This is a genomic window from uncultured Rothia sp., assembly GCF_963544205.1.
Taxonomy (GTDB): Bacteria; Actinomycetota; Actinomycetes; order Actinomycetales; family Micrococcaceae; genus Rothia.
Genome location: NZ_CAUUDY010000006.1, coordinates 25590 through 41972 on the forward strand (window position 1 = coordinate 25590; position 16383 = coordinate 41972).

The following is a 16383-nucleotide window of genomic DNA, read 5'->3' on the forward strand; positions in this document are numbered from 1 at the left end:
TGGACCGTGTTTCGGATGCGCGGGGTGCGCATCTGCGGCGGCTCCGGGGAGAGGAACAGAAAGGGCGGCTACCGTGGGCACCTTAGGGGTGCCCGGTATCCATGGTGAGGCGGGAGTGGCGAATCAGCCAACCGTAGCTGAGAACCGCAGTTGAAAACCGCAGCTGAAACCAGCCGACTGCGACCGAGGGGATTAACGTACCGGCACCTACGAAAGGTGCCTCTCCCCTGCTACATCGAAAGCTGATGCTCTGCCAAGAAACCGTTCCCTAAGCAACGGCTCTCTCAACGAACCGCACTCTAAGCAACAGTTTTCTGAAGCAGCAACTCTCTGAAGCAACTGCGTCGGTGCACCCTGCACGCTATCCCGAGGGGCCTCGGGAGATTCGGCGGAGTACGCTCCTGCCTTTTTCTGCTCGTGCTACCTTCCATCCAGACTGTACTGTCGGCACCGGATTTTCACCGGTTCGGCCTCTCTTGCGGGCGGGCGTCTCTAGCGGAGTCTTGGCGTCCTGTGCGGATGCGAAGATTCGTACGATTTTTTGCCTGCCTGCGAGAGCGGTTCGCGGGCTGTGACCGCCGGTTCGGAATTTCACCGACCCCGGAGCACGATGTTGATACTGATTATGCCACAGCGCACGCCGGGGGTTTAATTTGTTTTCTCTGGGATAACTTCCGTGACAAGATGACGTTTTGTGACTGCGTTCTGAGCGCGTCTTCAAGCCCCACTACGCAACTCCTCTCTGCAACCACTCACTGGGCCGCTTCGGAACCTGATTCTTCATTTTTCGGGAGCGATTTATCACGGTTTCATAACGGTGGAGAGCGCCAAACAGACCAAAGAGTTATGAGGGCCTCCAGGGGGTTACTCAGAGCATATTGAACACTCGTCAATACCTTTATGACAAGGAATTATAACAATAAGGTTAAATTATTGGTTTAAGGTTTACTCCAGGGGTGATTTAAGGTTATTCTTATCTACAGGAGCTCCCATCACCGATAAACCGGTTCCGTTGAGAGCAACATGATTCGGACCATCCGAGCACTCACATCAAACCCTTAAGCTTCTGCCATTTGAAGCTGGAAAACTGGCCCGCGGACTGCATTCCTGAGGATGGTTTTCACGCAACATCTGCGCGTACTGGATTGCGCAGTATTGCGGCACACGATGTTGATGTGCTTCACCATCGGGAGGCAACCACACCGAATTGTTTTCTCAACGGAACCGGCGTGGGAGCTCTTCCGAATAAACTTCCGGAAGATCGCATGGCGTGCGCCTTTGTATATCTGTACGAGGGGGCGTTGTGTGTGTCAAACGGTCATAAGCTCCCGTTCTTCTGTCGTCGCCTACCGTGGTGCGCGATGGAGGTTACGGGAACCTTGCGGGATGGTTGATCCCGCGCGCTCTGCATTGTCTTGTGGAGTGTGGTGTGTTTGGGTGGCGTATTCGCAGTGCCGGAGCGGATACGCCACCCGTTTTTAACGTCTAAAACGGGGGCACCCCAAACTCGGGCGAGCCTAGAAGGCGTACCGGGCACGCGAAGCGGGGGCTCCGTCCTCAAGGCGCCCCAGCGCCGCAGAGGGGGCACTCCCCCGCAAGCGTTGTCCGGTACGGCCTCCCCCACAAACGCATCCAAAACATAACGCTCCCCCAGCTACACGCGGTAGTTGAGGGAGCGTTATGTCTTTATGAGGCTAGAAGCCCTGAGGTTTTAGTCCTCTACGGAGCGGAATGCCACAACAGCGTTGTGACCGCCGAAACCGAAGGAGTTCGACAGCGCCACAATCTCACCGGCGGGCAGCTCGCGTGCGTCGGTCACCACGTCCAGGTCAATCTGGGGGTCCTTGTTGTCCAGGTTGATGGTGCAGGGTGCGGTGCGGTGGTGCAGCGCCAGTACGGTCAGCACTGCCTCGAGGGCACCCGCGCCGCCGAGCAGGTGGCCGGTCATGGACTTGGTTGCGGAGACGGCGATGTTCTTGGTGTGGTCGCCGAAGGTTTCGTGCATTGCGGTTGCTTCGGGCAGGTCACCGGCGGGGGTGCTGGTGGCGTGCGCGTTGATGTGCACGACGGTCTTCGGGTCGATGTTGCCGTCTTCGAGGGCTTCGCGCAGTGCGCGGGTTGCACCGAGTGCTGCGGGGTCGGGTGCGGTGATGTGGTAGGAGTCGGCGGAGACGCCGGTGCCTGCCAGTTCCACGTAGACGCGTGCGCCGCGTGCCTTGGCGTGCTCTTCGGATTCGAGGATGAGCGCTGCTGCGCCTTCACCCATGACGAAGCCGTCGCGGTCGACGTCGTAGGGGCGGGATGCCTTTTCGGGTTCGTCGTTGCGGGAGGAGAGTGCCTGCATCTTGGCGAATGCTGCCATGGGAAGCGGGTGGATTGCTGCTTCAGCACCGCCGACGATAACGACGTCTGCCTTGCCACTGCGGATCATTTCAGCACCGAGCTGCATGGCTTCGGTGGAGGATGCGCATGCGGAGACGACGGTCTGTGCTGCGGCGCGTGCCTTGAGGTTCATGGAGACGGCTGCTGCGTTGCCGTTGGGCATGAGCATGGGAACGGTCATGGGGAGGACGCGGCGGGGGCCCTTTTCGCGGAGGGTGTCCCATGCGTCGAGAAGGGTCCACACGCCGCCGATACCGGTGCCGAAGGCTACGCCGGTGCGTTCGGGGTCGACTTCTTCTGCGGATTCGGCGTCGGGGCCGGAGAATCCTGCGTCTTCCCATGCTTCGCGTGCGGCGATGAGGGCGAGCTGGCCCGAGGGATCCAGGCGCTTTGCTTCTACCTTGGTGAGGCGGCCGGATTCGAGGGCGGGCACGGCGAGCTGGCCTGCAATGTATACGGGCAGGTCGTATTCCTTGACCCAGGGGTAGTCGAGGGTGGATACACCAGATACGCCCTTGGTTGCGTTTTCCCAGGTGGTGGGGACGTCGCCGCCAATGGGGGTGGTCGCGCCGAGGCCGGTCACCAGCACTTTTCGAGACATTGTGGCACTTTCTCTTCGGTGGTCGATTTGGTGGTTTATCCGGTGGTGTGTGGATAAAAACCTGTAGGGCCCGGGGGTAAGCGGTGCACGTTTTCACGCGGTGAGGGCGCTGTCGTTGCACCCTGTCTGTTCCGCGCGGTATGTTCCGCGGGGGTTCCGCTTTGTGTTCCCGGGGTGTGTTGGATTGAAAGCTGAGTGAATAGCGATGCGGCGCGGGCCGGTGAGAGCCCGCGCCGCCTCGTTATTGGTTATAGCTTAGGCAGCGTTCGCGATGAACTCGACTGCGTCGCCAACGGTCTTGAGGTTCTTGACCTCTTCGTCCGGGATGGTCACCTCGAACTTCTCCTCAGCGTTCACGACGATGGTCATCATCGAGATGGAGTCGATGTCCAGGTCCTCGGTGAAGGACTTGTCCAGCTGAACGTCCTCAACCTCAACGCCGGTCTCTTCGTTAACGATTTCTGCCAGACCTGCGAGGATCTCTTCCTTGTTAGCCATTCAGGGGCTCCTTTGTTGTTTCGATGGTCATCGCACCCGCCGGGTGGGGGTACGCGTGCATTACCGAGTTTATCGTGTCTGCGTGGTGTACGCATGCGTCAACTCGGAGTTTGTGGGGATGCTTTCCCGCTTTATTTTCTTTCTCGCGCACCGGCGCTGTGCCGGTCGTGAGGGGCGGGGAGCATCGGGCTCCGGTGGTTTTCCTTAGGGAAGGACGACTACCTGAGCTGCGAATGCCAGGCCGGCACCGAAACCGATCTGCAGGGCGAACTTGCCGGAGAGTTCCGGGTTCTCCTTGAGCAGGCGGTGCGCGGCGAGGGGGACCGATGCGGCGGAGGTGTTACCGGCATCGACGATGTCGCGTGCCACTGCCACCGTGTCGGGAAGCTTGAGGGTCTTGACCATCTGGTCAATGATGCGGGCGTTTGCCTGGTGCGGGATGAGCGCGCCGAGCTCGTCGGGGGTGATACCGGCGGTTTCGAGTGCCTGCTTGGCGACCTTCGCCATTTCCCATACTGCCCAGCGGAAGACGGAGGGGCCGTCCTGACGCAGGGTGGGCCAGATCTTTTCGCCTTCTTCGACGGGGTTTGCGGCGAAGTCGCGGTTGCGGATATCCAGCAGGGAGTGGGTCATGCCGACGGTGCCCCAGCGGGAGCCGTCCGAACCCCATACCGTGGGGGCGATGCCAGGTTCGTCGGATACGCCTACGACTGCTGCGCCTGCGCCGTCACCGAGCAGGAAGGAGATGGTGCGTTCGGTGTTGTCGATGAAGTCGGAGAGCTTCTCAACGCCGATGACCAGCACGTGCTTTGCGGTGCCCGCGCGGACGAGGGCGTCTGCCTGGGCGATGCCGTAGCAGAAACCTGCGCACGCTGCGGAGATGTCGTATGCGGGGCACTTGGAGCCGATTGCGTCGGCGACCAGGGTTGCCAGGGAGGGGGTTGCGTAGGGGTGCGAGATGGTCGAGATGATGACCGCCTCAATGTCCTCACCGGCTACACCGGATGCTTCGAGGGCGTCCTTGGCGGCACCGATGGCAAGGTCGGTTACCGACTGGTTTCCGCTGGCGCGGTGGCGAGTTGCGATGCCGGTGCGCTGCTTGATCCACTCGTCGGAGGAGTCGATTGCCTCAACGATGTCGTCGTTGGGGACGATGACCTCACCGCGGGCTGCGCCGTAACCGAGGATGCGGGAGTAGCGGTTGATTTCGTACTGCTTGAGGGTAGTCACGTATTCAATCCTTAGTGCTGATGCTCGCAAGACACTGTGTGCCTCGCAGGTCTAAAGTGCATGTCTAGTGTGAAGGGTTCCCAGTGCGGGGAGGGCGGGGTGCTCTCCCCCGGCGTTTAGCCCTTCAGCGAGGCGAGGTCCTCGGGAGTGTTGATGGAGGTGCCGGGCACGCCGCGCATCGCACGCTTTGCCAGGCCGACCAGGGTGCCTGCGGGGGCGACCTCGATAATGCCGGCGACCTCACGTTCAAGCAGGGTTGCCATGCACAGATCCCAGCGGACGGGGCTGGTGACCTGGGAGACGAGGGTCTTGACGAACTCTTCACCGGATGCCACGGCGGAACCGTCGCGGTTGGTCAGCAGTGCGGAGGTCGGGTCGGAGACCTGCAGGGATGCGGCGAACTCTTCCAGGGCGGGCACGGCGGGTGCCATTGCCTCGGTGTGGAATGCGCCAGCGACCTTTAGGGGGATGACGCGAGCGCGTGCGGGCGGGTTCGCGGCGAATGCCTCGATGGCGGGGATGGGGCCTGCGGCTACGATCTGGCCGCCGCCGTTGGAGTTTGCTGCGACGAGGCCTGCTGCGTCGATGGCTTCGCGGACGTTTTCTTCAACGCCGCCGAGTACTGCAGCCATACCGGTCGGGGAGGCGGCTGCCGCCTCCGCCATGCCGTTGGCGCGCACGCGCACGAAACGCATTGCGTCTTCGTCACTGAGTACGCCCGCGAGGGCTGCTGCGGTGATTTCGCCGACGGAGTGGCCCGCGAAGATGAGTTCTTCACCGTCGAGTTCGCGCAGTGCGAGTCGACCGGTGACGATGCCTGCAGCCACGATGAGGGGCTGGGCGATTGCGGTGTCCTTGATGGTTTCTTCTTCGGCTTCGGTGCCGTAGTGAATCAGGTCGATGCCTGCCGCTTCAGAGAGTCGTTCCAGGTGCTCACGCACACCTTCAATCTCGAGCCAGGGGCTCAGGAAGCCCTTCTTCTGGGAGCCCTGTCCAGGGCAAACGAGTGCGCGCATGCGGTGCGACCTTTCTGGTTTTTAGTACTCGTACGCGGTGCCATTATAGAGACGGAGACCACGGTTAGTCTGTTACCTATGCTACCTTGTTCAGCCGCCCTGTATAAACATCACTGTGCAGAAACTTTGGGCTGCGCTGGGAGCCTAGACAGAGGTTGAACAGTGTATAGCTTAGAACGATTTCCTCCATTCGTACAGTTCAGCCGCACAAGGTTCAAATAGAGAGACATTAAACGGCGGCGTTCAGAGCACCCTTCAAAGCGCTGCCCAGAGCTCTATTCAAGGCACAGTCCAGCGCACTCCCCCGCACCTGTGCATAAACCCCTAGACACACGAACGTCCTACGCTCGCGGATGCGCCCGCGCGTACGTCTCCGCCAGACGCTTCATCGACACGTGCGTGTAAATCTGCGTGGTCGCCAACGACGAATGTCCCAGCAGCTCCTGCACCGAACGAATATCGGCACCACCATCCACCAGGTGAGTCGCCGCCGAATGACGCAAAACGTGCGCACCCGACGCCTGAGTGTTCTCCACCGTGCGCAACAGGCGGGTCAGATCCTCACGAATCTGACGGGCATTCGCACGCCCACCGCGAGGACCAATAAACAGCGCCGTCACGCCCTGCGCACCTTCCGGAATCCACTGCGGACGACCATAGGACACCCAACGATTCAACGCCTTGAGCGCCGGGGTACCCAGCGGCACCACGCGCTCCTTATTGCCCTTACCCAGCACGCGCACCGTCTTATTCGCCCGGTCCACGCTCTGCAAATCCAGGCCGGTCAACTCAGAAATACGCATACCCGAGGCGTACAGCACCTCAACCACCGCCTCCAGGCGCAGCAGACGCGCATCACGAGGATCCTGCGCCCGACGCTCCTGCAGAGTGGTCAGCAACTGGTTCATCTGCTCGCGGCTCAACACCGGCGGCAGGTGATTCTCCCGCTTGGGGGTGCGCATACCGCGGGTCGGGTTGGCGTGCACCAGCTCTTCCTCCTGAGCCCAGGTGAAGAACGTGCGCAGGGTCGAACCGCGGCGCGCCACCGTAGAACGAGCCGCCTGCCGCAGATGCAACGAACCCAACCACTCACGAATCAGGGACGCATCAATGCTGTCCAGGTGCCGCACACCGCGGCGCGCCATATAGCCGAAGAAACCCTCCAAATCGGAAATATAGGAGCGGATCGTCTCTTCGGAACGGTGCTTCTCATAGCGCAGAAAACGCTCAAAACGGTCCAGAACGGGGCGGAACACCTCGCCGGAAACACCCAGCGCAGAATCAGGTAGAACAGAGCCGGGTAGGGCGGAGCTCTCTACATACTCCGGCGCAAGCGTGCGGGTGTAGGTCACCGGCAGGGTCGTGGAGGGAGCCTCGTCCCGGTATTCCTCCCGGTTCTCGTTCCGGTTCTCCGCCTGGTTTTCAGCTCGGTTTTCGGGCTGGCGGGCGGGGGTCATGCGTCCCTCCTTTCGTGTATTCTCGATGCGCCTATCGACGATGCGGCGGCGGGGTAGGCTCTGGGCCAGTGCGCGCAGGCCTACCCCAATTGTAGAGAGGTTCCGAGCTCTCCACGTGCCGCCCCGTCATCAGGAAGAACCCTACGCCGCGACAGCCGGGCGGACCTTCCTCCAGCTCGTTCCGCTGCTCTCCGCCAGACCGCAGCGACCCAGGTGGAACAGGTCAGCCATCACGTCGCGAGCGCTCAACCCGAGGGCTGCGGCAATCTCGTCCACGCCGCGGTAGGAGCGTGGGCTCAAATCATCCCAGACCCTGCCCTGTCGTTCGGTCAGCTCATCCAGCGCGCTGGAGGAGGCAGCCTGATCCCACTCGCTCTCGTGCTCGGTGCCCAGCTCGAACCCCGCGGCAGCATCGTACTCGAGGATGTCGGCGGCCTCGGTGAGTGTTTGCGCTAGTCCATCGCGTAGCAGACGGTTCGTGCCCACCGAGTTCGGCGAATTAATCTGCCCCGGAACCGCCCAGAGGGTACGCCCAATCTCCATCGCGTGACGAGCCGTATTCAGGGCACCGGAACGCCAGCGCGCCTCCACCACAATAGTGTGCCGCGCCAACGCCGCAATCAAACGGTTACGCTCCAGAAAACGCCAACGCGTGGGGGTGTTACCCACGCTCACCTCGCTCATGATGAGCCCGCGGTCAACAATCATGTTCAACGCGTCCGAGTTCTGCGCCGGGTACAGCCGGTCCAGCCCACCCGCCATGAAGGCGATGGTTGGCAGGTCGCTACCCTGCTGAGTCAACGCCGCCCGATGCGCCGCAATATCAATGCCCATCGCACCGCCAGAAATCACCGTGTACCCGCGGCGCGCCAGCTCGGCGGCGAGGTGGGTCGTCGCCTCCGTACCGTAGATGCTCGGGTCGCGCGAACCGACCAGCGCCACGCTCGGGGCAGACGCCACATCCAGCAGGTGCCGCGAATCGCCTCGACACCACAGCCCGTACGGGCGGGCGGGCCCCAAATCGTTCAGCTGCGGCGGCCACAGCGGATCGGCGGGAGTGACCAGCCACGCCCCGCAGGTTGCCGCCATGTGCGCCTCCGCGTTCAGGGTACGTTCCATGCGGCGGTTCCAGCGCAGGCGGCGGGTCGCGAGCGCCTTGCCAAACTTATCGCGGCTCATCTGATGCTCACCCGGCGTGTAGTAGCCATTCGCGGTGGAAAACAGGGCGGACTCCCCCTCGGTGGGAGCACCCACCGAGTGCAGAAATTCGCTCAGCTGCTCGTCCGGTTCGCCGTGCTCCCAGGTGTGCTCATCGGGGATGTGCCCAATCATCAGGTAGTGCAGGGTCAGCGGCGCGCCCAAGGTGGTGAGGGATTCGACCACGAGCTCATCGGCGGGCTCAGCGTAGCGCATCAGCTGGGCGGTGCAGCAGCGGATGTACTCGCGGCACGCCGCCTCAAGCTCCTCCGCACTGAGGGAGGGGTTGAACAGGGGCGCGGGCTCAGAGCTGGTGGAGGCTGTGCCCGCCGCGGGTTCGGGGCGCTCGCCCTGCTCCTCCCCCGGCTGTTCCTGCTGGTTCATCTCTTCCAGATACACCGGGTTCAGGCAGGAAGCGAGGAACCCCGGCAGGCGCGCCGCGTTATACGGGCTCGGCGAAGGCTCCTGCCCCAGCGACAGAATATGCGCCACCCTCTCACGCACCAGGGCGTGCGCATCCAGGGTACGGCCTGGCAGGCGGATCTGCAGTTCCTCCTGCACAAAATCCTCCGCCGTGCTTTCTTCTGGCACAGCGTTTCTCAGCTCGGCATCTCTGACTTGTTTCCGCTTTTTCTTCTCACTCATGACATTCTTCTCCTTTCGTCAGTGATTCATTCCCATCAAAGTTCCGGCACGCTATTTCAACTGCCCCTGCTGCCTCAAAAAGAGCGCCACGTCCAGGTGCTCCCGGCTCGGGTAGGCGGCACCCTCCAAATCGGCGAGAGTCCAGGCGATACGCAGCACCCGGTCGTAGCCGCGAGCCGTCAGCGTTCCGCGATCCACGGCGGCGTTCAGCTCGCCGGTGAGCTTCGCATCCAGACGCAACGGACCGCGAAGAATCTTGCCGTTCATCTCCGCGTTCGTCTTCAACCCGTACGGTTCCAGACGCTCGCGCTGGGCACCGCGCGCCGCCATGACGCGCTCGCGAATCTGCGCCGAACTCTCGTTTACCTGACCGCCCGCAAGCTCCGTGGACGACACCTTCGGAACCGTCACATTCACATCAATACGGTCCACCAGCGGACCGGACAGCCGCCCAAAATAGGCGCGACGCTCACGCGGGGCACACGTGCACTCCGTACCGGTGCCCACGTTCATACCGCAGGGGCACGGGTTCGCCGCCAGAATCAGCTGAAAACGCGCAGGATACGTCGCCGATGCGCTCGAACGGTCCAGGGTCACGGTCCCCGACTCCAGGGGCTGGCGGAGTGAATCAAGCACAGTGCGTTTGAACTCCGGCGCCTCGTCGAGAAAAAGCACGCCGCGGTGCGCTTTCGAGACACAGCCCGGGCGGGGAATGCCGCTGCCGCCACCCAGAATCGCCGGCGCGGAGGCGCTATGATGCGGCGCCTCAAACGGCGGCTGACGCACCAGCTCGCTCAGGTGCTCCCCCGCCGAGCAGAGGGACCGAATCGCGGTCACCTCCATCGCGGCATCATTGTCGAGGGTCGGAAGGATGCTCGGCAGGCGCTCCGCCAGCATGGTTTTACCCGAACCGGGCGGGCCGGTCAGCAACATGTGGTGGCCGCCCGCAGCGGCAATTTCCAGGGCGAAACGCCCCTGCGACTGGCCGGCAACATCGCTCATATCCGAGGGAATTTCAGCCGGTTTCACCGTCGGTGCGCTCACCTCCGTCTGCGGGACGGGCGGGTAGGTCAGCTTCTGGCTCTCCGCGCCGAGAGCGGCAAAAACCTCCGCCAAGCAGCGGAAACCGCTCACCTGCGCGCCGGGGATGAGTGCCGCCTCCTCAGCATTTTCGGCGGGCACAATCACGCGGTGGTGACCGGCGTCCACGGCGGCTTTGACCGCGGGCAGGATGCCCGGCACGGGGCGTAGGGTTCCGTCCAGGCCCAGCTCGCCCAGGAAGACGCTATCGCCGCTGGGGTGCAGTTTCTTCTCCGCTTGCAGCGCCGCCACAACGATGGCAAGGTCAAACGCCGAGCCGCGTTTGGGCAGGGTCGCCGGGGTCAGGTTGACGGTGAGCCGGTGCTGGGTGAGGGTGATGCCGGTGTTCTTCGCCGCGGAGCGCACACGTTCTTTGGACTCGTTGAGCGCGGTATCGGGCAGACCCAGCAGCACGAAGCCGGGCAGGCCCTGCGAAATATCCGCCTCAACATCAACAATGTGCCCGCGCAGGCCAACCAGCGCCACGGAATAGGTGCGTGCGAATCCCATTACGCCACCGCCTTCAGGTGCTCGAAGGTGAAGGTTTCGCAGGTTCCGGTCACCGCTATTGCGTCAATGCGAAAGCGCGGAAAATCCAGGTTCTCGCGCAGGCGGCACCAGAGAATCGCCAGAGAGCGGGTACGGCGCGCCTTATCGCGGTCAATGGAGGCGAACGGGTGCCCGAAGTCTTCACTGCTGCGGGTCTTGACCTCAACGAACACCAGCTCGTCCTCGGGGTCAATGGCGATTAGGTCGAGCTCCCCGCGAATCTGTTCGTGTTCCAGTCCGGCGGGCGGTCGCCAGTTCCTCTCCAAGATTCGGTAGCCGTTCGCCTCAAGGATGCGGGCGGTCAGCTCCTCACCCCACCGCCCGACGCTGTGGGCGCGGGGCTGGGTTCGCTGAGACCTGGTTCCCTGGAGCTGGGTTCTGTTGGGTGCGCTTCGGGTTGCGGCGCGGGCTGTTATTCGGGCTGGTGTCATGGGTCTCTCCCCTAAGTAGATAGCGGTTGTGCTTCTACTGTGCCCGCCGCGCGCGTGCCCGGATGCGGTTAACGAAAAACTGTGGATAACCTCGGCTCCCGGAGAGAATTAGAGGTTATCCACAGTCGTTTATTTGAAATTTTTGGGCATATTTTTCAAAAACGCCGCCCGTGCGCCGATTCGGCGCGTCATATTCGTGCGAGTTCATCACTCAGTTTCATCACGCGGTTCCAACACCTGATTCTGCCACCCAGCAGCTCGGCAGCCCCGTGCTTACCCCCGGCAAAGGCGGTAAATCGGGCGTGCGCTAGGCGTTGAAGTCCGGCATTTCCGGCACGGTGAACTCCTGGTTGGGCAGGCGCTCCTCCACGTTCACATCGCGCACCGAGTAGGCGTGCACCTTCTTCACAAAGCGGTTGGAGCGGAACACGTCCCACACCCATACATCGCTCATGCTCACCTCAAAGTAGAGGGTGCCCTCCTGCACGTGCGGGGTGACGTCCACCTGGTTAGCCAGGTAGAAGCGTCGGTCGGTTTCTACCGCGTAGCTAAAGAGCGACATGACGTCTTTGTATTCGCGGTAGAGCGCCATTTGGGCGTCGGTCTCGTAGTTTTCGAGGTCTTCTGCGCTCACTACTCTTCCTTTCCTGGGCTTTCTTAGTACTGATTCAGCGGTGGCATGGGGGGCTCCCGACGGTGCCGCCTCCTGCATCCTAGCCGCGCTGTGCCGCGGCAGCCTCAATCTGCTCGGCGGTCGCCGGAAGCGACCATGACAGTCGATGCTGCGGGCTGGGACCCTGCACGCTAATCGCCTCGCGGTGAGCGGCGGATCCGTAACCCTTGTTCTTTGCCCAGCCGTACCCCGGGTAGCGGGCATCCAGCTGGACCATCAGCTCGTCACGTTCGACCTTCGCAACCACCGAGGCGGCGGCGATGGAGGCACACTTGTAGTCACCCTTGATAACCATGGTCACCGGCATCTGCGCGGGCTCACCTGCACCGCCCTCGCCCACGCCGTCCCACGCCTGTGCGAGCAGAGCGTTGTAGTGTGCCTGCGCCGGGTCCGGTGCCAGCGCACTGAACAGGTCCTCCTGCGGAGGCGTGAACCAGTCGTGCTTACCGTCCAGCAGGGCGGCGTCGGCACGGTATCCGCGGCGCGCCAGTTCGGCGAGCGCACGCTGGGCGGCAAGCCTCAGCGAGAGGGTCATGCCGAGCCGGTCAATATCCGCCGATTCCACGTGCCCGACCGCCACGGCGCACCACTGGCGAATTTCGGGAACCATGGATTCGCGGCGTGCCGGTGAGAGCGCCTTGGAGTCAATCAGCCCACCCACCTCGAGGGTGGCGTCCGGGGTGAGGATTACGACGCCCACGGTGACCGGGCCCGCCATGGAGCCGCGGCCCACCTCGTCGATTCCGGCAACCGTGCGGGCACCAGAGGCAAAGAGCTGCTGCTCGTATTCGAGGTCGGCTGCGGGCGGGGTTGCCTTCGCAGGCTTAGTCTTCGCGGGTTTCGTTGCGCTCTTCTGGGCGCTCGCCATCATACTCGGGCTCGCTTACTCGGACGGGGTGGAGGTCGGCGCAGGAACCGAGGAGAATACGGAGCTCTCGTCAGTCAGCAGGCCGAAGTGGTTCAGCGGCCACGCCACGACGAACACGTTACCCTGCACGTCATCCTTGGAAATGAACGCGGTGCCGTCACTAATGTGGTAGCGGGAGTCTGCAGAGTTGCTGCGGTGGTCACCCATCACGAAGTACTTACCGGCGGGCACGGTCACCTTGAACGCCAGCTCAGAGGGCGGGTTGCCCGGGTACAGGTAGGGTTCGTTAATCTCTACGCCGTTGACCTTGATCTTGCCGTTGCCGTCGCTTTCGACCACGTCACCGGGGGTGCCGATAACGCGCTTGACTAGGAAGTTCGAGGAAGTATCCGGCAGAATACCGGCGAAGGACAGGGCGTCCTTGAGCGGGCTACTGGTCTTCTGGGTGGAGGGAATCCAGCCCTGAGAGTCCTTGAAGACGATGACGTCGCCGCGCTTGGGCTCGCTAAAGTAGGAGCCCGCCACGTTGATGAACACGCGGTCGTTGACCTGCAGGGTCTGCTCCATGGAGCCGGAAGGAATGTAGAAGCCGCGCAGCAGGAAGGTCTTCACCAGGAACGCGATGACCAGCGCGTAGAGGATGACGGTGCCACCCTCGCGTGCCTGCACCCAGAACCATTCGCCGAGGCGGCCTTCTTCCTGCGCCTGGGAGTAGGTCAGCTCCGCCTGTTCGGCGCGCTTTGCCTTGCGACGTTCCCTGGGAGTCATTTCGGAGAAGTCCTTGGTGGGTTCCACGTCTGCGGTAGTCTCCTCGTCGGTGGCTTCTTCGCGCTTAGTATTCTTCTTCGCGTCCTTCGCGGCGGCACCTGCGGAGGCGGCGCTCGCCTCGGCGCTGGCGACCACCTCGTGGTCGCGCTCGGAGGCGCCCTTGGCGTCACTTTCGGTGGAAGAGGTAGCACTCCAGGGGGTCGCCTTCTCGGTCGCGACTTTTTCAGCGCCATCATTCTCTGCGGCAGCCTTCTCAGCTGCTGCCTTTTCGGCGGCGAGGCGCGCAAAGTATTCTTCCATTTCGCGGCGTTCGCGGCGGCTTTGAGGCTGGTATCCCTCAGGGAAGGGGCTGGTGTTCGCAGTGTTCTTGTCGTCTGCCATGCTGGAGTGAGCCTTTCGTTTGAGAGATACCTAGCTCGAGTGAAACGGTACCTAGCTATTGTATCGAGAGTGTTTGCGCTCTTGGGCTTTTGTTTCCTGAGAGCGGCAAGGTTCTCAGAATATGCAAAAACCGCTCCTCTCCCGCGGAATGCGGTTGGGGAGCGGTTTGCAACAGAATTCTGTATCTATAAAGATTAGAACTCGCGCTTCTCGCGGATACGAGCAGCCTTACCGTGGCGGTCGCGCATGTAGTACAGCTTTGCACGACGGACGTCACCGCGGGTCACAACCTCGATCTTCTCGATGGAGGGAGAGTGAACGGGGAAGGTACGCTCAACACCAACGCCGAAGGAAACCTTGCGGACGGTGAAGGTCTCGCGAACGCCTGCACCCTGGCGGCCAACGACGAAGCCCTTGAAGACCTGGATACGATGGTTCTTACCTTCAACGATCTTAACGTGAACGTTCAGGGTGTCACCGGGGCCGAATGCGGGGACGTCGTCACGGAGGGACTTCTTGTCGAGGAAGTCAAGAGTCTGCATAGTTGTAGATCTCCAGAGCCATCTGCCGCAGGTCAAATAGACTCAGATTGCTCTGCCCCACTGCGGGACAGAAAACTTGATGCTTCGGACAGGATTGGTGCCCGAAGGCTGACACCGTTGGTCGCTCTCCCCCCTGCGGCAGGGGCGTGCCCGATGTCAACACAATGTCCCATTATCCCAATGCACCCGCGTTTATGCAAGCATCCGGGGAGTACTTTTAGAAGGGGGGTTCGTCACTCTGTGCTCCCCCGTTCTGCGGTGCATCCTGCTGCACCGAGTTCTGCGGCGCCAGGTTCTGCGGTGCGTCCTGCTGCACCGAGTTCTGAGGCAGCGAGGTCTGCAACGGCGTGCCCTGCATGGCTCCCTCGTTGACCGTTCGCTTCTCCACGGTGCGGGCGAAGGTGCTCGTGCCGTAGTTCAGGTCGTGACCGATGCCGAGGGCATCCACCTCTACGGTAGTGCCCTGCGTGCCGTCTTCACGGTTCCAGCGGCTAATGCGCTGGCGACCGCTCACGACCAGCGGCTGCCCCTTCTCAATGGAGGTGGCGATGTTCTGCGCGAGGCGGCGGTAGGCTTTCACGGTGTACCAGTTGGTGGTGCCTTCTTTCCAGGTGCCGGTGGCATCCTGCCAGCGCGGGGTGCTGGCGAGGCGAAAGTTCACGACCGGCACCCCGTTGGGCAGGGTGCTCAGTGCCGGGTCGGAGGCGGTGAATCCGCGGATCAGGATGGTGTCGCTCATGGTTTCTCCTTAGAAACTAGTGGATGGGTCCCTTCACCCTGCCAGCTGTGGCATACATCTGCACCCGGCGGTTACCGGTTCTGTGGATAACCTCGCGTTTTGCGGTTTTGAGTGCCGCCTGTGGATAGAGTTTTTGAACTTTTCACCCCGTTTTTTCAAAAATCGCCCGCAAGTAGCGCGCTCCCCACAGAAATATGACGACCGCTCCCCCACGGCTAAGACCCCCATCCCCACTCACCAATACCTCCGCAACCCCTACCCCACCCGGCATGGTGACAGGTATCTCAGCGTCGGGGCGGCTATTTTTGCCCTCCAGTTCACTATTTCAGCCCCGCGCCCTCTATCCTTGATGATGCGGTGCACTCAGCCGCGTCCCGTCTACCCGTCTTGGAGAACCCGTGAGCAAAAAGCCCGCGAACAACAACCTGCCTTCCCTGCAGGAACTTCAGCAGCTGCAGCGCAACCTGCCCAAGCTGCCCGATTCGATGGACCCGCAGAAGAAGCGCCTCATTTACGGTCTGCTCGCCCTGTTTGCCGTGATCGTGTTGATTATTGGTCTGGTCTACGTGAGCAAGAACGGCGTGGATGGGCTGCTCGGCACCGATAAGAGCACCTCCTCCACCGCAGATGACGAAGAAGCGAACGTCGCAACCGAAACCCTCGCCGAGGTCAAGAACCCCTACAAGGCGGTTGACCCCGCGACCGCGCTCGCACCGGATCTGGCGACCGCGAAGAGCGAGCTGGCGTCCCTGCAGGTGAAGGATCGCGCGTCGAAGAACGGTTACTCTCGTGATCAGTTCGGTCCCGCCTGGGATGACGTTGACGGCAACAAGTGCAACACCCGCGACGACATTCTGCGCCGCGACCTGACCAATGTTCGTTTCAAGGTCAGGACCCACGCATGCACCGTCATTACCGGCACTCTGGATGACCCGTACACCGGCAAGACTATCGAGTTCAAGCGCGGTAAGAAGACCTCCTCGGCTGTGCAGATTGACCACGTGGTGGCACTATCGAACGCATGGCAGACCGGCGCTCAGGATTTGACCGCCGAGCAGCGCCGCCAGCTGGCAAACGACCCGGAGAACCTGCTCGCCGCGGACGGCCCGGCGAACCAGCAGAAGTCCGATGCGGACGCCTCCGAGTGGCTGCCGAGCAACACCGCCTACCGCTGCACCTACGTGGCTCGTCAGGTGCACGTGAAGGCGAAGTACAAGCTGTGGGTGACCGCGGACGAGAAGAAGGTTATGGAGCGCGTCCTTAACTCCTGCAAGGACACGAACCCCACTAAGAAGTAGCCCCGACCAAGAAGTAGTCTCCCGGCAC

At 62.2% G+C, this 16383-nt stretch carries 14 protein-coding genes and 1 riboswitch; of the genes, 1 reads left to right on the forward strand and 13 read right to left on the reverse strand.

Translation table 11 applies throughout. The features are described from left to right. Window positions 1-413: 413 nt before the first annotated feature. Window positions 414-613: riboswitch (FMN riboswitch) on the reverse strand. Window positions 614-1711: 1098 nt separating this feature from the next. The 13 genes from fabF to RWZ58_RS04745 form a co-directional block, all read right to left on the reverse strand. Further along, window positions 1712-2983, reverse strand: coding sequence for a beta-ketoacyl-ACP synthase II (gene fabF, locus RWZ58_RS04685; RefSeq protein WP_303936819.1), 1272 nt, complete (start codon window positions 2981-2983; stop codon window positions 1712-1714). Window positions 2984-3238: 255 nt separating this feature from the next. Further along, a complete protein-coding gene (locus tag RWZ58_RS04690) occupies window positions 3239-3481 on the reverse strand; it encodes an acyl carrier protein (RefSeq protein WP_005507475.1) in 243 nt (80 codons plus the stop codon). Between the two features lie 204 nt (window positions 3482-3685). Beyond that, entirely contained in the window at window positions 3686-4711 is a 1026-nt protein-coding gene (locus RWZ58_RS04695) for a beta-ketoacyl-ACP synthase III (RefSeq protein WP_314657777.1), read from the reverse strand. A gap of 116 nt (window positions 4712-4827) precedes the next feature. Continuing rightward, window positions 4828-5727 (reverse strand): ACP S-malonyltransferase, encoded by a 900-nt coding sequence (locus RWZ58_RS04700; RefSeq protein WP_005507477.1) that lies wholly within the window; start codon window positions 5725-5727, stop codon window positions 4828-4830. Window positions 5728-6068: 341 nt separating this feature from the next. Further along, entirely contained in the window at window positions 6069-7184 is a 1116-nt protein-coding gene (locus tag RWZ58_RS04705; protein WP_314657779.1) for a tyrosine recombinase XerC, read from the reverse strand. 141 nt (window positions 7185-7325) lie between these two features. After that, entirely contained in the window at window positions 7326-8972 is a 1647-nt protein-coding gene (gene dprA / locus RWZ58_RS04710) for a DNA-processing protein DprA (protein ID WP_314657781.1), read from the reverse strand. Between the two features lie 105 nt (window positions 8973-9077). After that, window positions 9078-10616: a YifB family Mg chelatase-like AAA ATPase gene (locus RWZ58_RS04715; protein ID WP_314657783.1), complete on the reverse strand. Its 1539-nt coding sequence runs from the start codon at window positions 10614-10616 to the stop codon at window positions 9078-9080. After that, complete coding sequence (locus RWZ58_RS04720) at window positions 10616-11086, reverse strand: YraN family protein (RefSeq protein WP_314657785.1); 471 nt, start codon at window positions 11084-11086, stop codon at window positions 10616-10618. The genes RWZ58_RS04715 and RWZ58_RS04720 overlap by 1 nt, the downstream gene beginning before the upstream one ends. A gap of 307 nt (window positions 11087-11393) precedes the next feature. Further along, the gene (locus RWZ58_RS04725) at window positions 11394-11720 is read right to left on the reverse strand and encodes a DUF2469 domain-containing protein (protein ID WP_314657788.1); all 327 of its coding nucleotides are present in this window, start codon (window positions 11718-11720) and stop codon (window positions 11394-11396) included. A gap of 79 nt (window positions 11721-11799) precedes the next feature. Further along, window positions 11800-12627, reverse strand: a complete 828-nt coding sequence (locus RWZ58_RS04730) for a ribonuclease HII (RefSeq protein ID WP_399549514.1) — start codon at window positions 12625-12627, stop codon at window positions 11800-11802. 15 nt (window positions 12628-12642) lie between these two features. Beyond that, window positions 12643-13776 (reverse strand): signal peptidase I, encoded by a 1134-nt coding sequence (gene lepB / locus RWZ58_RS04735; protein WP_314657791.1) that lies wholly within the window; start codon window positions 13774-13776, stop codon window positions 12643-12645. A 194-nt stretch (window positions 13777-13970) separates the two neighbouring features. Then, on the reverse strand, window positions 13971-14318 hold the full coding sequence (gene rplS / locus RWZ58_RS04740; protein ID WP_005507488.1) for a 50S ribosomal protein L19: 348 nt from the start codon (window positions 14316-14318) through the stop codon (window positions 13971-13973). A gap of 217 nt (window positions 14319-14535) precedes the next feature. Further along, window positions 14536-15057 carry a single-stranded DNA-binding protein gene (locus RWZ58_RS04745; protein WP_314657792.1) on the reverse strand — a complete coding sequence of 174 codons (522 nt, stop codon included), beginning with the start codon at window positions 15055-15057 and terminating at the stop codon, window positions 14536-14538. 398 nt (window positions 15058-15455) lie between these two features. On the opposite strand from RWZ58_RS04745, the gene RWZ58_RS04750 reads away from it, so the two are divergent. Next, the gene (locus tag RWZ58_RS04750; protein ID WP_314657794.1) at window positions 15456-16355 is read left to right on the forward strand and encodes an HNH endonuclease family protein; all 900 of its coding nucleotides are present in this window, start codon (window positions 15456-15458) and stop codon (window positions 16353-16355) included. The last annotated feature ends 28 nt before the right edge of the window (window positions 16356-16383 follow it).